This window comes from Mesomycoplasma sp., from assembly GCF_056854695.1.
The window spans coordinates 116,463-135,297 of sequence record NZ_JBXGGF010000009.1; the positions used below are offsets into that span (position 1 = coordinate 116,463).

The following is an 18,835-nucleotide window of genomic DNA, read 5'->3' on the forward strand; positions in this document are numbered from 1 at the left end:
TTCATTTTGTAAAAAATGTATTATAATAGTATAATTATTTTTATTATTTTTTATTAATTCCTTGGTTTAATTTACTAAAACTAAACCCAAATGTCCAAAAGGAGAAATATGCCAAAATATGAAGTTATGTTTGTTTTAGACCCTAAAGCGGAAATTAGTGTAGTTGAAAAAATTAGCACTTCTGTTTTTACTAAAGCAAAAATTGAAAAATTAGAAAAATTGGAAAGAACAAATTTAGCATACCAAATTAACAAATCTAAAACTGCTACATTTGTTCTTATGTTAGTTAATTCAGAACCAAATTTAATTAGTGAATTTTCACGTAGATTAAATATTGAAAAAACTGTATGACGTTATTTAGTTATCAATTTAGATAACGAAAAAGGTCTAAATAAAGTTGTAAAAGCACGTCCACAAAGACCTGAAAAATTTAGATCATACCCAAAAACTGACAAAAATGAACAAGGTGAAAAACGCACATATCGCCGTTTCGTTAACAAAAGTGAAAATAAAATTATTGAAGGTAAAGTTTCATCTAGTTCAAAATCAGTAAAAACTGAAAAAAAAGAATCTAAAACTATTGATTCAGAATAAATTTTATGAATTTAAATAATGTAATTTTAGTTGGTCGTTTAACTTCTAATATTCAAGTTACTTACACTAAAACCAACATTGCCTATACTCGCTTCACTCTTGCAATTTCAAGAAAATATAGCTCACAAAATGGTGATCAAATAACAGATTATATTCCAATTGTCGCTTGAAGACAAAATGCTATTAATCTGGAAAAACTTGTTTGCAAAGGTAGTCCACTACTTATTGAAGGTAGTTTACAAACCAATAGATATCAAAACAATGAGGGCAATTTAGTAACTAGCTTTGATGTACAATTAGATAGTTTTGAAACACTTGAAACTAAAGAACAATTTCAAAAACGCCAACAACAAATTAATGGAGAAGGTTCCAATTCTAGTCAACCTAGTTTTGGAGATCCCCAAAACACCCAAGAATCATCACATATTGCATCAACTCAAACCGAATCAGATGATTTACTTTCAGGTTGAGATTTAGATGATATTTAATAAACATAATTAAAAGAGGAAAAATGAACAGAAAGTTAAAGAAAAAATTTAAAAAAAGACCTTGCCAATTTTGTGAAACAGGTTTGAATTACATTGATTACAAAAACATTGAATTAATTTCTAAATTTATTAATGGTTTTGGTAAAATTCAACCTACTAGAATTTCAGGTACTTGCGCAAAACATCAAAGAAAATTAGCTCTTGCTATTAAAAGAGCAAGAATGATTGCTTTAATTCCTTTTGTTGCAGAAAGAATTCGTGGTGGTGAGCGTCCAAAAGCTAGCCTTTAATTAAAATTATGGCTTTAAAAGCTGGAATTATTGGTTTACCTAATGTTGGTAAATCATCTCTTTTTAGTGCTTTAACAAATTTAAATGTAGAAGTGGCAAATTACCCTTTTGCCACTATCGAACCAAACACTGCTGTTGTAGAAATTGCGGATAAAAGATTAGGCGAAATTGCCAAAATAGTAAATCCTGAAAAAATCGTTTATTCTACATTTAGCTTTGTTGATATTGCAGGTCTTATAAAAGGTGCTGCAAGTGGTGAAGGTCTTGGAAACAAATTTTTATCCAATGTTCGCGATGTTGATTGTTTAGTCCATGTTGTTAGATGTTTTGAAGACTCAAAAATAATTCACGTTAATCAACAAGTTAATCCAGTTGATGATGTTGAAGTCATTAATTATGAATTAATTTTGTCAGATTTATCAGTAGTTGAAAATGTTTTAAAAAGAGTTGAAAAAAAAGCACAAAACAGTACTGACAAGAAATTAAAACTCGAAGCTGAACTTGCAAAAAAATTGCAGAGCCACTTTCAAAAAGGTTTGGCTGCTAGATCTTTAGACTATACAAATGAAGAAAAATTAATTTTGTCTTCATGACAATTACTTACTATCAAACCTGTTTTATATGTTGGTAATGTTGATCAAAATAGTTTAACAAATCTTGAATCCAATCCACATTGAAAACATTTGCAAAAAATTGCTGAACAAGAAGGAAACCAAGCAATCCCGATTAGTGTTGCTTTCGAACAACAAATAAGTTCGTTTGATGAAAATGAAAAACAGATTTTTCTTTCTGAACTAGGATTAGAAGATTCTAGTTTGGATCGTTTGGTTTATAGCACATTTAAACTACTAAACTTAGGAACTTTTTTTACAGCAGGTGTAAAAGAAGTTCGTTCATGAGTATTTAAAATGGGTTCTTTCGCACCACAATGTAGCGCTGTAATTCATAGCGATTTTGAAAAAAAATTTATTCGAGTTGAAGTGATTGATTACTTTGATTTTATCAACTATGGTGGCGAAAAGGGTGCCAAGGATAATGGTAAACTCAAAGTAGAAGGTAAAACATACATTATTAAAGATGGTGATATTTGTCACTTCAGAATAAATAACTAATTAAATTAAAAAACCAATAGATATTACTATTGGTTTTTTAATTTATATATTTATTTGCAAGATAATAATACTTTTTATATTATATTTACAAATTCATTTACAAAATACACTATAATTAAAATTGTTTAGTATAATTTGCAAATAAATTTTTGAGGGGGTTTAGTATAATGGCAGTACCACGGACTCCAAACCCGTTAGTGAAGGTTCGAATCCTTTAACCCCCGCCACTTTATTATTTAATTAATAATTACATGTTTGCCTTACATACTTTAATTATTGTTTTAATTTTATATTATTTAGAAATACAAATATATAAAACAAAAAAGCTCATTTAGAGCTTTTTTTTGTATTTTTTTATATAATTTTTTTAAATGAAATCAATTAATTCACACTTTTCAAGTAGATATTATAGCTATTTAGATTTTTCAGATCACGATAATCATCACTTGTTTACTCTGTTTAATGCTATAGGCAATTATTGGAATCCATACAATGATAAACCTTTAAAAATTTTAGTAGCTTGCAACACTCAATTTCTTCAATCTAAAATGGGATTAATAGCAAGCACACTAGATTTATGGAGAGTTCAAGTTTTTCAAAACCAATTTGTTCATGGCAGAAATTTTCAACTAGATTTATTTGCATTAGAAGCTCTTGATAATTTTCAGAGATTTGATTATTTTTTATACCTAAATGAATCAAATAATACCAAATTAAGATTATATATTTGAGACAACGATTTTAAAGGATTAATTGAATCTGATTGAAAAAACATTACAAAATTGACAAGTTTAAAATCTGGTTTAACTCAATTAAATGAAGTTGAAATAAATTTTTTTAAATCTTCTATTGTGGAAAATTTAAAAAAATATTTTTTGTTAGAAAATACCAATAACCAAAACCTAAAAATTGCTTTTTTACAAGATAAAAAGGGTGCTTTTTCTTGAAAAGATATTGAATTAAATATAAATTTTGACTTGAAAACCATTTTAAGTTATGATTTTTTTGTTAAATTAACTAGAATTTTTTGACAAAAAAAATTTAATACACTTATAGATTCTGATTTTAATATTTATTCAAAAACAAATAAAAGTTTTGAAAAAATAAATTGGGCTGAAAGTCTGTTTTTAATAATTTATTATTATTTATTTGTTCTTAAAACTGAAAAAAGAATTTTAATTATTTCTGAAATTGATTTCGAATTTTTAGCTAAAATGAATGAAAAAATTATTTATAGTAATGAAAACCCTAAGTACATTGATTTAGACAAATTTATATGTTTATTTGTAAACATTAATGGTGAAATTTCTTTTTTACCTCAAACAAACTTATATAAAAGTAATATAATTTATTCTTTGTTAATGCTAGAAATATTGAATTATTTTGCAAGTCAACAAAAAAATTTATTAGATTTAAATAGAATTATTTCAAAATGAAAACCAATCCCATTTGTTGAGGTAATTCATTTTCAAAGTACAAAAAGTATAATGGAAATACAATATAAAATATTAAAAATTAATGGGATAAAAACTAAGCAAAAAGAAGTTAAAATACTTGAAAATCAAGATCAAGTTATTGAATTCGAATTTCAAACAGCAAATAATAAAATCTTTCTAGTAAATAGCAACATTGACAAGACTTTTTATGTCTCTATTTTTGTTTCAAATGGTAACATGAAAATAAATAAAGTAATTAAAAAAATTAAAAGGATACTCAACTAATGACAACTAAATTTAAAAACAAAGAATATAAATTAACTTCTAATTTAATTTCAGTTGGTGACAAACTACAATTTGAAGTTACAAATTTAGCTTTCGAACCAGTTAAATTAGATAACTTTCAAAAGACTACTGTTATTTCTATTTTCCCATCTATTAATACAAAGGTTTGTGATCTACAAACCACAGAGGTAATAGAATTATCAAGACAATACAAAGATATTCGATTTATTTCTATATCACTTGACTTACCATCAGCTTTGAGTGAATGAGCACAGTCCCATGAAGGAGAAAATATGGAATTTTTCTCAGATTATCGTTTGCGTGATTTTGGTAATAAAAGTGGTTTTTTAATCGATCAAATTTTTTTATTAAATCGTGGTTTTATTATTTTGGATGCAAATGGTACTGTCTTGGAAGTTGAACCAAACGATGATGTTCATGAACAAATTGACTTTAATAACTTAAAAAATCTAATTAAAAAATATTCAAAATAAAACAAATATAAAAAACATCCTTATTTTAGGATGTTTTTTTATTAATTTTAGAAATTCACTTATCGTAAAGTTCTTTTCACTGTTCTTGATTTTCACAAGACAAATATTCTAAAATTTCTCCATCGAGTTTAGGATCAAATTCAGGAGAAATACCTGACTGAGTGTGTTTGTGGTATCATTGTTTAATTTTTGCAATATCATCTTCTACTTGAGTATTATCCACATTGAATGAATAAGATTTTATTTTTCTTTGTTTAATAGGATATTGTGAAGGATTAATATAATCTTCTTCTTTTAAAAAAGTTGCAACTATAACAAATTTGTTAGTTTTTTTCAAATAAGAATACAATTGCGCTTGCTTCAAATATTTAGAAGGCAAATTCTCACCTTTGCTTCCCCATTTTTCTAGATTTTTTTCACCTGTAGTTTTAATCTCAATAATTGTATTGATTGCTTCAATATAACCATCGGGGATTCCCCCTATTATTGGATCATCTTTAAAATAATCATAGTTATATTTAGCTGGTGGAAAGACCTCTACATTATAACCTGTCTTAAGTTTAATAGCTTCTACAACTAAGGGTTCTATAGCTTGACCTGCATCAACATATTTTGTATCCAAAATAGGCATATCTAGTTTTGCTATTTTAATAAAAGCTCTAAATGGAGTAGAATAGTCATCCACCCCTAAAACTTCACCTATTGTTGAACCACCTATTTTTTTAAATCCTGTTTGAAAAGCAAATTCTTTGTTTAACAATTTTTTATGAAAATTATCATTGAGTCTAACTACCTTATTTTCCCAATCAATAAAATAATCAACATTATTGTAAAATTTTCTAGTTTTATACATAATTTAAATTCAAGGAGCAAAAATAATCATTGCCGTTGAAAGACCTCCTATTAAAATATAAAAAATATTAATTTTTTTTAGGTACAAAATTGTAGAAATACTTACTCAAATAGGAACAAACAAAATTAATAATCAATATCGAATACCTGAAAAAAAACTAATTCTTTCTGTATCATTGTTAATAAAAATGTATCCATGACTTGTGTTAAAAACATGTTGAATCATAACAAGATTAATAAACAAAGACACTACAAGCGCTATTATAATACCTAAAATAGCTGGTCGAAATAAATTTATTAATTGTACCCAAAATACACTTGTTTTTCCTTTATTTTTTATTTTATTTTTATTTCAAACCACAACTAACAAAATAGCTGGAAGAGTAAAAACTAAATAAAATAAAATAGCTATTAATCAACCTCATCATTGGAACTTAGAAATGATTAGACCTGTAGCTGCTGCAAACTTTAATGACAAGACTCCTGGAGTTGAATTTCCAACAATAAAAATTGTTTGAATATCTTGTTGACTAATTGAAACCCCAAAACTGGGTAACAAATTTCAAAATCAAGTAAAAAAAGGTATAAAAACTTGTCCACCACCAAAAACCAATAAGCCTAGCAAAAAAATAATAAAAATTGAAATTAAAATGGCAACAACTAACATTTGTTACCTCTGCGTTTTTTAATTCAATAGTAGATACTATAAATAAAAATTAATGCTAATAATGCAATTAAAGATAAATTGTAAGGTGATGGAACAAAAAAACAATAACAAAAAGTGCAAATTAAAATCGCATAAAATATCGGAGCAGACAAACTTTTATAACTACTTTTAAAATAATTTACACTAAAACCAATTAAAATCCCTATAATTGTGCTAATAATACCAATATTAGCTACTAATAAGTATTTTTGAGGAATCAATTGAACTAGATAAAGTAATAATAAAGATAAAATTACATGTGGAATAAAAGCTAATAAGCAAGCAAATATCCCCAACCACTTACCTAACTCTTTTATAGATATATAGGCCAATACTTGAAGTGATGATGGTCCTGGTAGTAAATTTGCCATTACAACAACATCATCAAATTCATTTTTTTCTAGTCACTGTTTTTTCTCAACTGCTTGTTGATAAGCAATTGGCATCATAGCATTTCCACCACCAAATGATATTAGTGATAATTTCACAACAAATCATAAAACAATGAAAAAATGCTTTAATTTACTATTATTTGTTTTTATCGAATTCATTTTCATCAATAATTTTACTTTAAACTTAAAAAAAAATATTTTTTTGCTATAATATTAGCTTAGTGTAGAGGTGTAGTTCAATGGTAGAACAACGGGCTTCAACCCCGTATGTTGTGGGTTCGACTCCTATCACCTCTGCCATTTTTTTATTGCCTTTTTTCAGTTATATTTACAAAATGATTTGCAAATATAGCAACTGCAGTAGCGATATTTAATGATTCAAAATCAATTTTAATAAATAATTTTGAATCTAAATATTTTTGAATTTCTTTGCTAATTCCATTCCCTTCATTTCCAAAAACTAAAGCATATTTTTGTTCATTTTTTACTTTGAAATTATGTAAAAAACTAGCATTTAAATCAACTATTGCACCAATAATTTTTTGTTCATGTTTTTTTTGAATAAAAAATTCTTTTAAATTATTAAGCCGTAAAATATTGGTAAAAAAAATAGAACCTTTTGTTGCAGATATAACCTTTGAATTATATAAATCCACACCCGAATAAACTAAATCAAAACCAAACGATCTACAAAGACGAATAATGGTTCCTAAATTTCCAGGATCTTGGATGTTGTCTAATAAAACAAGTTTTTCACTTTTAAGGAAATAATTTAAATTTTTCAAAAAAGGCATAGATGCTATTCCAACAATTTTTGACTTAACATTTAGTGGAGATATTTTATTCAAAACTGATTCAGAAACCACATTAATTTCAACATTCATTTTATTTACTTTTTCGACATCAGCTTCTAAAACAAAAACTTTTAAAAGCAAATTTGATTGACTGGCAAGCTCGATTTCTTTTCAACCTTGAACTAAAAACATTTTATGTAAATAACGATATTTTTTTTCTTGTAATTTTATTGCAAATTTAACCTCTAAATTTGCCAATGAATTAATCTTTTTCAATGAAATCATAACCTTTTTGAACTTCCAAGGTTGATAAACCTTCATAGTTTAATTGCCGTAGTACTTCATAGAGTAAAATTACTACTGTGTTAGCTAAATTTAGTGAACGACATTCTGAGTACATCGGAATTCTTAAACACTTACTCAGATTTGGTCTCAAAATAGATTTAGGAATTCCGGTTGATTCGGTTCCAAAAAGAAAAAAAATATCTTTATTTTTTTTATAGTTATCTGCAAAATCGACATCACTATGACTTTTTTGTCCGTATCTACTAATATAAAAAATATTTTGATCCCCGTATTTTTGAACAAAATGCTCATAGCTTGAATGAACTTCAAACTCAATATCAGACAACAATTTACCAGCAGCAGCTCTTTTTAAATATTTAGGTTCCAATTCAAAAGCAATAGGCTTGATAATATGTAATTTTGCTCTTGTAGCAAAACAAGATCTAATTATATTACCAGTGTTAGGGCTGATTTCAGGTTGAAACAAAACAATATGAATCATTTATTCACTTATCTCCATTTTAACAACATAACTACCTATAAGTTGTGTATTTTGGTAATACAAATCATATTGTAATTCCAATTGTTTTTCTTTCTCATACACCAAATTTGTTAAATGAGTTTGAATACGCATTTCTTGTTCAATTTTTACATATAAATTATCAATTTGTTTATTAAGTTCAAAAAATAATGTAGAAGAACCAGAAAAAACAGTGACTAATTGTGCATTTACAACTTCAATACGAATGTTTTCATTATTTTCAGGATTAACACATTCATAAACATCTGTAGGTAAATCCTCAATAATTTCTTCACTAAAAATTAGTGGAGCTGTAAAGCTAACAATGTTTTGATTTTCCTTATCAGATAAAATTTTTGAATAAAAATTTACAACCATTTTGCCAACCTTTTACTTATAACTTTTGGCCCTAATAATCAAATTGCTGTAGATAAATCTGGACCTTGTTGTGATCAGGTAGTTACTAACCTAATTGGTAATAATAAACTTTTTCCTTTAAGTGCAAAATGTTCACCAGCTGCTTTAATGGTTTCTAAAATCTGATCTTTACTTCATATTTTAAAATCTAAATTTTTAGCAATATAAGTAATTAAAGATTCATTTGTTATAGTTGCTAAAAGTTGTTCTATTTCATGAGGAATCTCTTCTATCGGATTTATAAAAAAATCTAAATTTTTGTAAAAATCTTGAAAAGTAATGGCACTTTTTTGAAAAGTATCTATAAATGTAGCTGCTCAATTTTCATCGCCTTGAATATTTAGTTTTTGTTGTAATTCTTCAACAGTCATTTGATTAATATAATGTTTTGAAAATCATTTTAATTTTTCAAAATCAAATTGTGATGGTGCTTTAGAAAGTCTTGAACTATCAAAAATTTCAATTAATTTTTGATGAGAAAAAAATTCTTCTTCAGTTCCACTAGTTCAACCTAAAAGTGATAAAAAATTAAAAATAGCATTAGGATGAAAGCCTTCATTTTTATAGTCTTCTATGAATTGGAATAAAGAATTATCACGTTTAGATAATTTTTTTCCACTTTTATCAGTAATAATTGTTAAATGTCCGAATTGAGGTTTGTTTCATTCTAACATTTCGTAAAGTGCTAATTGTTTTGGTGTGTTCGAAATATGTTCTTCACCACGAAAAATATGTGTGATTTTCATATCAAAATCATCAACTACAACTGCAAAATTATAAGTGGGGAAACCATCTGATTTAATTAAAACTCAATCACTGATACTATCTGAATTGAACTCAATTTTTCCTCTTACCAAATCATCTCAACTATAAACGTAATTTTTAGGCATTGCTAAACGAATCACATATTTTTTATCCAAATGTCTTTGTTTTTGTTCGTTTTCATCAAGTTTTAGTCAATTCCTATCATAACGAAAACTAAAAATACCTTTATCCAATTGTTCTTGTTTTTGCTGTGCTAATTCTTGTTCGTTATCATATGCATAATAAGCAAAGCCTTTTTCAAGTAAAATTTTTACAATTTCTTGATAACGATCAAGTTTTTCAGATTGTCGGTATGGTCCATAAGAACCTTTACCTGGCATTTCATCTGGGTTTATTCCTAATCAAGCCAAATTTTCTACTTGAGATTTCTCTCCATTTTCGACATTTCGAGCTTGATCAGTATCTTCAATTCTTAAAATAAACTTTCCATTTTTATTTTTTGCAAACAAGTAGTTAAAAAGAGCAGTTCGTGCCCCACCAATGTGTAAAAATCCAGTTGGACTTGGTGCATAACGTGTTCTAACTTCCATATATTTTCCTTTTTTAATAATCAAATTCTAACATAAATAAACATCTTAATTTAATAAGTTATTTTTTATTTGCTCTATAAAGAGCAAAACGAATTTTGCCATTTATGTCTCTTAAAATTTCGAATTCAGGGTATTTATTTTCAAAAAAACTAAGATGAGTATAGTCAATTTCAAACAACATAGAACCATTCTCACTTAAAAACTCAAAACCTTTAGCAATAATTTGTTCTAAGAGTGAATAAGAGTTAGGTCTACTAAATAGAGCGATTTCGGGTTCAAAATTCATTACTGAATCATCAAGTTTTTGCAATTCTAAATAAGGAGGATTCGAAATGATTAAATCATATTTTTTAGATTTTAGGTTTTCAAATAAATTTGATTGAATAACTTCTAGATTTACTTTATTCCATTTAGCATTAAATTTAGTTTGAATTATTGCACTGATATCAATATCTACTAATGTAACTTGAGCTTGTATGTTTTTAGCAATAGCAATTCCAATAAACCCACTTCCACAACACATATCAAGTACTTGAGAATTTTTATTTATTAATTCATAAGACAAAAGTAATAATTCCTCTGTTTCATAACGGGGAATAAAAACTTTTTGATCAAGTCAAATTTGCACATTTTGCATCTCAATATAGCCAATGATTTTTTGAATGGGGTAACCAAGCTCTAGCTTAATATTTTCAGATTCACTAATTTCAAGTGGTAAATTATAACGTTGTTTTTCTTTTAATAATGCTTGTCTTCTAGATAAAAAATCTTGATTTTTATGTATTTTTTTGCTCATAGCTTGCTGCAATTCGCTCCGCCCTATCCTCAGCTAATAAAGCATCAATTATAGGGTCTAAACCACCTTGCATAACACTTCTTAATGAAGTAGAAAAAGAAATTCGATGATCTGTGACTCTATCCTGCGGATAGTTGTAAGTACGAATTTTTTCAGCTCTTGCTCCACTACCTGCTAGCTTACGAAAAGCAGATTCGGTTGCCATTTTTTTTTCAACTTCTAAATTATAAATTCTAGTTTTCAAAATTCGCATTGCAACATCTCGATTAGCTATTTGACTTCGCTCATCTTGTGAAGTTACTACAATCCCTGTGGGAATGTGAGTGATTCGAACAGCACTATCTGTAGTATTAACAGATTGCCCACCAGCTCCTGATGAACGATAAGTATCAACCTTAATATCATTTGTGTTAATTTGAATATCGATTTTTTCATCAGCTTCTGGCATAACAGTTACAGTTGCTGTCGAAGTATGTATTCTACCCATTGTTTCAGTTTCAGGAACTCTTTGAACTCTATGAGCCCCACTTTCAAATTTTAATTTTGAGTAAACACTTGCGCCACTAACAACAAAAACTAGTTGAGTAAAACCACCGCTATTTGCAGGAGAAGAATCTAAAACCTTAATTCCTCAACGTTTTGATTCTGCTCATTTTAAATACATTTTGTACAAATCACCTACAAAAATATTCGCTTCATCACCACCTGCAGCCCCACGAATTTCCATAATAACATTTTTATCATCATTTTCATCTTTTGGCAACATTAAAACTACGAGTTCTTTTTCTAAAATTTCTAAATTTTTACTTGATTCAGCAATTTCTTCTTTAGCTAGTGCAACAATTTCTAAATCTTTTTCACCTAATAATTTTTTAGCTTCTTGTAATTTTTGTTCATTTTCTTGATAAGAATTAAAGGCTTCAACAATATCGGAAATTGCTGCAATTTCTTTGTTTATTTCAGTATATTTTTTGATATCTGAAAGAATTTCGTTTTCTAATAGTAATTTTGTTAATTCATCACTTTTGGCTTTGATGCTCAAAAGTGAATTGTACATTTGCTTTTCCATAAGTTTCCTTTCTACACTAATTTATTTAATTTAGTTACAATTGGTGAAAAACTAATTCAAGGATTTTTAGTATTAATTTGAGCTAATTTTTTAGGATCTTCAAGTTTAAAAACTTTACTTTTATACTGGTCAAGTTCAGTTGTGATATTTTCAGTTTGTTCTAATCATTTGGCTAAAATAGATGGATTATCATCAACTTTTAAACCAATTGGCGCAAATTCACCAATTCCACGCACTAACTTTGAGCTAGAAGCGCTTGTTTCAGGAAAAACACCACCTCAAAAAATTCCTAAAACTTGATTATATTCATTGACAACCAAAGAACCACTCATTCCATGACCACCTCTTAATCCTGGCAAACTAATTGAACGAGCAGACTGATATTGTTTAGTTCCATAATTATCAAAATCACGATCTCTTTTATAGCTTAAATTACCAATAAAAGCATTTCTGGTATCTGTAATTCAACGGTGTCCACCTAAAAACCCACCTAAAGAGGCTCGAATTGGAATAGCTTTAAATCTTGGTTGGGCATTAAATTGTTTAGGATTAATTGCTTCACTAACATGAAAATCTTCAAATTTAATTTTATTTGTAATTAAAAATTGTAATGGTTTTTTATCATAATAGTGCGCTGCATCCGGAATATTTTGAATTTTTTGTTCATACTCTTTTGGCTGCAAATCATCAAAAAGGTCTCCAAAAAAATCTAAAAATCCTCTTTCAATTCGTGAACGAGATTGTAATTTTATGACTTGATCATCTGGAAAGGTTACTTCAATAATTGCAATATCACGAAATTGAGATTTTTCTGGTGAATCTAATCCAATTGGATCAATTTTTAAATTTTTTCAAAATTCTTTAGATGTATCATTAACATATTTTAGACCATCTTCTGGGAAAAATTCACTGCTATCAAGTGGATTTGGAACAATTCTATCAAAGCGTCTAAATAAATTATCATCATCAAAACTAAAAGTTGAAAAATCTTTAGTATTACCATTTAATAAATAGCTAAATGAATAAATTTGATCAGGTTTGTTGAGTAAATCTGCAACAACGTGCATGTTTGTTGCTAAAAAATAAGTGTTTGTACCTTTCATTTTTGTTGGATTTTTAGGATCTGGTTCAAGTTTTCTATCAAAAATCCAAGCTGTTCCAGATGTAGAACGAATTGAAACTTCATTGCTACCTGGTTGCTTTTCAACACTTTTAATTTGAATGGCAAGTGAACGTGAACGTAAATCTTTTTCAATCTCTTCTGTTGAATAAACAGTATTACCAAAATCAGCAACTATGTTTTTAGGTTGGGCTACATTGTTGAATTTAACATTAATTTTATAATAGTCACCCAATCAGTTAGCAAAGTAAAAACTAATTCCTTGCTCAGTTACTTGAAAATCAGCTAGCGATGAAAGACTATAATCGCTTTTGTCAGCACCCCCGATTTGTCCAATGTTGTTGAATAAACTGGTGCTATTTTGAACAGAATTAACAATAGCCTTACCAAATAATGGTCAAATTAAAGTATCAGTGCTAGAGTTTAGTGAAAGTGATAAATTTTTTAGTTTGGTTGCTAAATCAGCTTGATCTGGTAATTTATATCATTTATCAATAAAACTATAATCAATTTCATTGGTAAAAGTAGAACTTTCAAAAATTTTATTGTATGAATTAAAGCCTGAAACTTTAATAATTTGTCCTGGAGTTAAACCATTTACTTGAGGTATGGCTATACCATTTGAATTAGTGTGTGAATTTTTAGGTGATACTAATACATAAAAACTACCATCTTGATCATTCGCTAATGAATCAACAATTCGTAAATTCATAGTATTTTTATTAAACCCATTTAAATCAATAAATTTTCCTAAATCTTCGTTGTCTTTTACAAAATTAGACCTTGTGAAAAAAGTTGGTAAAAAATTAGAAAAAGTAGATTTTAGTAAAAATTTAGGTTGGCTAATTAATGGCTGAATGTTAGCGCTACTATTTGGAATGTTAGGCAATTTGACAGAAACAAGTTTAGAAGATGAGTTGGTGTAATTATCATGATAAATCGTTAACAAAGCATCAAAAGTATTAGTTTCGCTATTATAAGAATTTTGTAGTAAAGTAGCTTTTAAATAGTAAAAATGTTTGGCTTTTAAACGAATAGGATTGCTTTCCACATCTTCTTTATATGGTTCTGGATTTTGAATTGATTTTAAAATATTAGCATTTGCTTTTGAAACCAATTGGGTTGAATTGAGCATTTCAAAATTAGATGGAATATCAAAGTAATTTCAAAAATTGCTAGGGTTCAATTGATCTAAACTAGTAAGGTGTTGACCGGATTTTAATTGTAAATTTTGAATTTTACTAAAAGCGGTTTGAATTCTTTGTTTAAACAAATAATGTCCGGTAAAGCTGGACTTAAATCCAGAAACCACAAAAATTCTTTCTTGGATAGGGTTTTGGTCTTTATTTAAGCTATTTTTTCTAAAAGCTTTGACTTTAACTTTAATAGTTCCGAAATGATCATCCGCTGATTTTGGCACTAATTCAACTTTAAAATCAAAAGAGTTATTCAAACTCTCAGAATTTATTCCTGGTACATAAGATCAAACCATTGCTGAATATAAAATATTTTCTGGGTCTTGATTTTTATTTATATTGAAACTAGATTTTATAGAATCAATTTGTTTTGCTACATTATCAAGAGCTTCAATAAAAGCACTTGCAGTAATTTCACTAGTTCCAAATTGCAATGAAATTGCTGCAGGATTTAAATGAGCACTAATAATGGAGTTTAATGGTTGATCCTGATCAATTGGAGTGTTAATAGGATTATTTAACACCGGTTGATTCTGTAAAGGGAATGTCGCTTTGAGGGAACCAAAAGGGGTGCAAGCCACTACAGTTAATGGTGTAAGTGCTAGTGGTAATAGTTTGATAAATTTTTTCATAATTTTTCAACCTTTTTTTCAAATAAATTTCTTATTATATTATAATATTATAATTAATAAAACAAAATGGCTCATTGGTGGAATGGTAGACACGGCAGACTCAAAACCTGCTGCTTAACGGCGTATCGGTTCAAGTCCGATATGAGCCACCATTTTTGGTTAAATTTTCTTTTTAAAATATAAACTATATACTTTCCATTTATAATATTTATTAACATTATTTTTTGTTATTTTAATTTTTAAATCTAGATTTTAATTTTTCTAAATATTTATTTGTATATTTCTATTTCTTTATAATAAGTTAATTTTTTAAGTACCACAAAACAAATTAATAAATTTAAACAATTAATACTTAACCTTTCTTTTTTTAGTTGTATACATTCTTATTTTTATTTGTTGTAATTTAATTAAATTTTTTTAAATAATAAAATGGACTATTAAAAAAATCACCTAATTTAGGTGATTTTTTTAATATATTTTTCAATTAAACTGTTACTAGGGATATAACATTGTATTCTTTTAATGTTTCACGTCCTTTAAGAGCAGTTAGTTCCATTAAAAAAATAATTTTGTCAACTATAGCACCTTGTTGTTCAACAAGTTTGGTTATTGCTTTAACAGTTCCACCAGTTGCAAGTACATCGTCTATAATAGCAACTTTTTGTCCTGGTTTTAACATTCCTACTTGAAGTTCTAAAACAGCAGAACCATATTCAAGATTGTATGAAAATTGATGTACTTGGCCTGGTAGTTTGCCTGCTTTTCTAACCATAACAAATGGTTTTGATAAAAAACTTGCTGTTGGTGTTCCAAATAAGAAGCCACGGGCGTCTGGACCAACAATAACATCTACATCTTTAGACAATTCTGCCATTTGTTTAATAGTATAATTCAATGCTTCTCCATTAGCAAGTAATGGAGAAATATCTTTAAAATTAATTCCTGGTTTAGGGAAATCAGGAACATTACGAATAAATTTTTCAAGTTCTAATTTCATTACTTTGTTATATTATACAATTAGAAAAGAGAAATTGTTTATCTTTTGGTATAAATTTAAAAAATTAATAATTTAACTTTGTCCTGTTACATCTTGTTTGAGTTTTTTTAATTTGTATTTATTTACTAAAATGGGAATGATCGGTAATACTACAAAAATAATCAAAACAATAACTTTTGTCAATCTAGTTTGTAATAATAAATTGTAAGTTTCCAAACTTTTATCAACTCAAATTAATAAAAATAAATCTAAAATAGGAACAGCAAAAGCAAAAAATAAAATTAAAAAAGTTGCAACAATAGAAATCCAAGCTCATCAATAAAAGTGCTTGACCTTTGTAGTTTCAATTTTTTTATTTTTTCTATTTTTAATGCCGCCATAAATTGCTAATGTAATTAAAAAGAAGGTGATTAAGGCGGACCAATTACCAGAAATATCTGCAAAAGCATATAAGTTGTTTAAATTTGTGCCATAGTTTCCTTCTGAATTGGCGAATCCAAAAACACCTATTAAAAATAAAACTATAATAGCTAGTGTTGAACTAAGACCGATTACAATTGTTGAAATTAATGGTCTACTTAAATTTGTTTTATCTTTATATTTAACAAGTAGCTTAATTTCTCCTTTTTGGATTAATTCCTCAAGAGCCCTAGGACCTCACATAGTAAAACTATTTATAATACCCAAGATGCTAATAGCAACAAATAAATTAGTTGTTCCTATTATTAATTTAATTAAACTATTTGATCATTTAAGTTTTTTTTGAGCTATTTCTAAAAAATTAACAATAGAACCATTACCAACTATAGAAGTGGCTATTGCTATTAAAAGATAAATTACTGTAGTGACTCCTATACCTAACAAAATAGCATAAGGGGTTTTATGTGGTTCTTTCATTTCACTTTGTAGACCAGCAGCTGTAAAAAAACCTTCATAAGTGAAAAAAATGGCAGCCATAGCTAAAAACACACCTACACCTGGCAATGTTTTTTCAAGAGATGCACCTTGTTTAATAATGTTCTTGTAATCCTCAAAAATTGGGTTGGTTTTTAAATTATTTCCAACATTTAAACCAAAAAAAACAAATCCTAAAATTACAACAATAATAATTGGCAAAAATTTAAAAGCTAAAATTACTTGATTATGAATATTTGCAACTCTTGTGTTTAAGCCAATAGCTAAAAAATAATAAAAAATGGCAAGAGTAGCTATTAAGACAATGACTCAATCATAGTTTGGAAGAAATTCTAGATTGTTAGATAAAGTAAAGGCTGCTAAACTATCTTGAAACATTTGAATAAAGTAAACCGGCATAACAAAATAAGTAAAAGGTAAATATAGATAAATAATAAAATTTTTAGATAATTGATAAACAAAATCAGAATTAAAAATCTTATTTCAGCTAATAATGGATAAATTAGATTTTTTAGATGCTGAAGCAATTTCAATTAATGAAAAAGCCATTGCTACTATGACAAAACAAGCAAATAATCAACTTAAAATTGCAAAAATTAAATTTTGACCAGCACCATCCAACACTGTTTTGGATTTAAAAAAAATTCCAGCACCAATGCTGGCCCCTAACACTATTGAAAGTGCACCAAAAAAAGAAATTTTTTTCTTGTCTTTTAGTTTTGCTGATTTAAATGATTTTATTTCCACATTTGCCTTTCTATTTAAATTGCTACTTGTATAAATATAAATTATAACAATTTTACTCAGCTATTGTTTGTGTTATTAAAGGGTAAAAATATTTTTTAATTAAATTTAATTTGCTGGAACCTAAAATTTCAAAAATTGTTTGAATTTTATACTGTTTTAAAATTGGTAAAATAAATTCATTGTAATATTTTAGAATTCTATCATAAAAATATTGGTTATTTATTCCAATATTAAAATCATTTCAAAACACAAAATCGGAATTTAAACTCAAATGCAAGTTTGGATCTAAAAATTGAGAAATTAGGTAAACTAATTTTCTTGTTTCGTCTCTACTTGGAAGAAAAATCTTAGGATTCTGGATTAATTCATTTTCTTTTTTAGATGGTTTGTATCCTTTGGCGATTTGTTTTTTCAATATTGATATTTGATAATTTGCTCGATTTTTTTCTTTTTCTAGTTCATTTTTACTTTGCTCAAACTTTATAATTGATAACAAAATTTGTTGAATCAAATCCTGAGATTTTAAGGAGAAATCAAAGTTATAATTTAATAAGTTAAAGGAAAACAAGGTTTTTAAAGTTGGTTCTCATTGAATTTTTTTATTTTTAAAATATTCTTCAATAAAGTAGCTATTACTTCGGTGATTAAAAAATAAATTAGAATTGTAATTGGAGTCAAAAACAATAATTTGTTCATTATAAAATTTTTTTAATTTATCATCTAATTTTCATTTTCTTTTGATTTGGGGTTTTTCAAAATTTTTAATATTTGAATTAAAAAAATTAGTTTTAAAATTATTTTTAAAAATATTTAATTTTTTTTCATTAAATTGATTAATAAATTCTTTTTGTTTGATAGAGTAAAAAATATTAAAAAAAACCGCAACCATTTTGTCAAGGCCAACAAAATTGTTTTCGAAAGATCCAAATCTCACATTTTGAACCCGATCTCAATCTTGTAAATTTAAAAAATTATTTATAGGTTTTTTAGGATTGGGTTTTTGGCCCGAAATAATAGACGCAAAATTATATACATCTGTTTCATTGGATAAAATGTTAGTATTTGTAATAGTTTTAGGTGTTCTAAAGTCAAAATTTATACAACTTACTAAAAAAGTAATAACTAAAAACAAATTCACAATTATTGCAAATCAAGAAACATATTTTTTAAGATGCTTTAAAATTGCTGTTTTCATTTTAACCTTCCAAAATTTATGTTTATTTTAATGTTTATGATTTTTAAACATTTTTTATTAAAATTAAATAAGAAATAGACTTTGTGTTTTTTATTTCTCATTTTAAATATTTTAAAAAAATAAAAAATCAGGTTAAACCTGATTTTTT

At 26.9% G+C, this 18,835-nt stretch carries 19 protein-coding genes and 3 tRNA genes; 9 read left to right on the forward strand and 13 right to left on the reverse strand.

Going from position 1 to position 18,835, the window contains the following annotated elements:
• Positions 1-108 precede the first annotated feature (108 nt).
• The 7 genes from rpsF (at position 109) to ACJHWB_RS02590 (ending at position 4,699) form a co-directional block, all read left to right on the forward strand.
• Positions 109-594 carry a 30S ribosomal protein S6 gene (gene rpsF / locus ACJHWB_RS02560; RefSeq protein ID WP_483132938.1) on the forward strand — a complete coding sequence of 162 codons (486 nt, stop codon included), beginning with the start codon at positions 109-111 and terminating at the stop codon, positions 592-594.
• A gap of 5 nt (positions 595-599) precedes the next feature.
• Complete coding sequence (locus ACJHWB_RS02565; RefSeq protein ID WP_483132939.1) at positions 600-1,082, forward strand: single-stranded DNA-binding protein; 483 nt, start codon at positions 600-602, stop codon at positions 1,080-1,082.
• A 23-nt stretch (positions 1,083-1,105) separates the two neighbouring features.
• A complete protein-coding gene (gene rpsR, locus ACJHWB_RS02570; RefSeq protein ID WP_483132940.1) occupies positions 1,106-1,372 on the forward strand; it encodes a 30S ribosomal protein S18 in 267 nt (88 codons plus the stop codon).
• 8 nt (positions 1,373-1,380) lie between these two features.
• A complete protein-coding gene (ychF, locus tag ACJHWB_RS02575; protein WP_483132941.1) occupies positions 1,381-2,484 on the forward strand; it encodes a redox-regulated ATPase YchF in 1,104 nt (367 codons plus the stop codon).
• Positions 2,485-2,637: 153 nt separating this feature from the next.
• Positions 2,638-2,711 (forward strand) — tRNA-Trp (locus ACJHWB_RS02580).
• A 144-nt stretch (positions 2,712-2,855) separates the two neighbouring features.
• On the forward strand, positions 2,856-4,205 hold the full coding sequence (locus ACJHWB_RS02585) for a hypothetical protein (RefSeq protein WP_483132942.1): 1,350 nt from the start codon (positions 2,856-2,858) through the stop codon (positions 4,203-4,205).
• A complete protein-coding gene (locus ACJHWB_RS02590; RefSeq protein WP_483132943.1) occupies positions 4,205-4,699 on the forward strand; it encodes a redoxin domain-containing protein in 495 nt (164 codons plus the stop codon). The genes ACJHWB_RS02585 and ACJHWB_RS02590 overlap by 1 nt, the downstream gene beginning before the upstream one ends.
• Before the next feature lie 25 nt (positions 4,700-4,724).
• Here the strand turns inward: ACJHWB_RS02590 and ACJHWB_RS02595 are convergent, their stop codons facing one another.
• The 3 genes from ACJHWB_RS02595 to ACJHWB_RS02605 are packed head-to-tail and all read right to left on the reverse strand — an operon-like array spanning position 4,725 to position 6,808.
• Positions 4,725-5,552, reverse strand: a complete 828-nt coding sequence (locus tag ACJHWB_RS02595) for an MAGa7180 family putative nuclease (RefSeq protein ID WP_483132944.1) — start codon at positions 5,550-5,552, stop codon at positions 4,725-4,727.
• A gap of 3 nt (positions 5,553-5,555) precedes the next feature.
• Positions 5,556-6,218 (reverse strand): chromate transporter, encoded by a 663-nt coding sequence (locus ACJHWB_RS02600; protein ID WP_483132945.1) that lies wholly within the window; start codon positions 6,216-6,218, stop codon positions 5,556-5,558.
• Positions 6,212-6,808, reverse strand: a complete 597-nt coding sequence (locus ACJHWB_RS02605) for a chromate transporter (RefSeq protein WP_483132946.1) — start codon at positions 6,806-6,808, stop codon at positions 6,212-6,214. The genes ACJHWB_RS02600 and ACJHWB_RS02605 overlap by 7 nt, the downstream gene beginning before the upstream one ends.
• Before the next feature lie 66 nt (positions 6,809-6,874).
• On the opposite strand from ACJHWB_RS02605, the gene ACJHWB_RS02610 reads away from it, so the two are divergent.
• Positions 6,875-6,949 (forward strand) — tRNA-Trp (locus ACJHWB_RS02610).
• A 5-nt stretch (positions 6,950-6,954) separates the two neighbouring features.
• Here ACJHWB_RS02610 and ACJHWB_RS02615 read toward each other — a convergent pair.
• Genes ACJHWB_RS02615 through ACJHWB_RS02645 form a run of 7 tightly spaced genes read right to left on the reverse strand, consistent with a single transcriptional unit; the run spans position 6,955 to position 14,833 of the window.
• On the reverse strand, positions 6,955-7,719 hold the full coding sequence (locus tag ACJHWB_RS02615) for a TrmH family RNA methyltransferase (protein WP_483132947.1): 765 nt from the start codon (positions 7,717-7,719) through the stop codon (positions 6,955-6,957).
• A complete protein-coding gene (locus ACJHWB_RS02620; RefSeq protein WP_483132948.1) occupies positions 7,706-8,230 on the reverse strand; it encodes a tRNA (cytidine(34)-2'-O)-methyltransferase in 525 nt (174 codons plus the stop codon). Before ACJHWB_RS02620 ends, ACJHWB_RS02615 begins: the two co-directional genes overlap by 14 nt.
• Positions 8,231-8,626, reverse strand: a complete 396-nt coding sequence (locus ACJHWB_RS02625) for a hypothetical protein (protein WP_483132949.1) — start codon at positions 8,624-8,626, stop codon at positions 8,231-8,233. It lies immediately after the preceding gene.
• On the reverse strand, positions 8,617-10,020 hold the full coding sequence (gene gltX, locus ACJHWB_RS02630) for a glutamate--tRNA ligase (RefSeq protein WP_483132950.1): 1,404 nt from the start codon (positions 10,018-10,020) through the stop codon (positions 8,617-8,619). Before gltX ends, ACJHWB_RS02625 begins: the two co-directional genes overlap by 10 nt.
• A gap of 58 nt (positions 10,021-10,078) precedes the next feature.
• Positions 10,079-10,816 (reverse strand): HemK family protein methyltransferase, encoded by a 738-nt coding sequence (locus ACJHWB_RS02635; RefSeq protein ID WP_483132951.1) that lies wholly within the window; start codon positions 10,814-10,816, stop codon positions 10,079-10,081.
• Positions 10,797-11,885 (reverse strand): peptide chain release factor 1, encoded by a 1,089-nt coding sequence (gene prfA, locus ACJHWB_RS02640; RefSeq protein ID WP_483132952.1) that lies wholly within the window; start codon positions 11,883-11,885, stop codon positions 10,797-10,799. The genes ACJHWB_RS02635 and prfA overlap by 20 nt, the downstream gene beginning before the upstream one ends.
• Before the next feature lie 11 nt (positions 11,886-11,896).
• On the reverse strand, positions 11,897-14,833 hold the full coding sequence (locus tag ACJHWB_RS02645; protein ID WP_483132953.1) for a DUF31 family putative serine protease: 2,937 nt from the start codon (positions 14,831-14,833) through the stop codon (positions 11,897-11,899).
• Positions 14,834-14,901: 68 nt separating this feature from the next.
• On the opposite strand from ACJHWB_RS02645, the gene ACJHWB_RS02650 reads away from it, so the two are divergent.
• Positions 14,902-14,985, forward strand: a tRNA-Leu gene (locus ACJHWB_RS02650).
• A 332-nt stretch (positions 14,986-15,317) separates the two neighbouring features.
• Here ACJHWB_RS02650 and ACJHWB_RS02655 read toward each other — a convergent pair.
• The 3 genes from ACJHWB_RS02655 to ACJHWB_RS02665 form a co-directional block, all read right to left on the reverse strand.
• Positions 15,318-15,830 (reverse strand): adenine phosphoribosyltransferase, encoded by a 513-nt coding sequence (locus tag ACJHWB_RS02655; protein ID WP_483132954.1) that lies wholly within the window; start codon positions 15,828-15,830, stop codon positions 15,318-15,320.
• Positions 15,831-15,902: 72 nt separating this feature from the next.
• Positions 15,903-17,492 (reverse strand): APC family permease, encoded by a 1,590-nt coding sequence (locus tag ACJHWB_RS02660; RefSeq protein ID WP_483132955.1) that lies wholly within the window; start codon positions 17,490-17,492, stop codon positions 15,903-15,905.
• A 52-nt stretch (positions 17,493-17,544) separates the two neighbouring features.
• Positions 17,545-18,687: a hypothetical protein gene (locus tag ACJHWB_RS02665; RefSeq protein WP_483132956.1), complete on the reverse strand. Its 1,143-nt coding sequence runs from the start codon at positions 18,685-18,687 to the stop codon at positions 17,545-17,547.
• Positions 18,688-18,835: the final 148 nt, after the last annotated feature.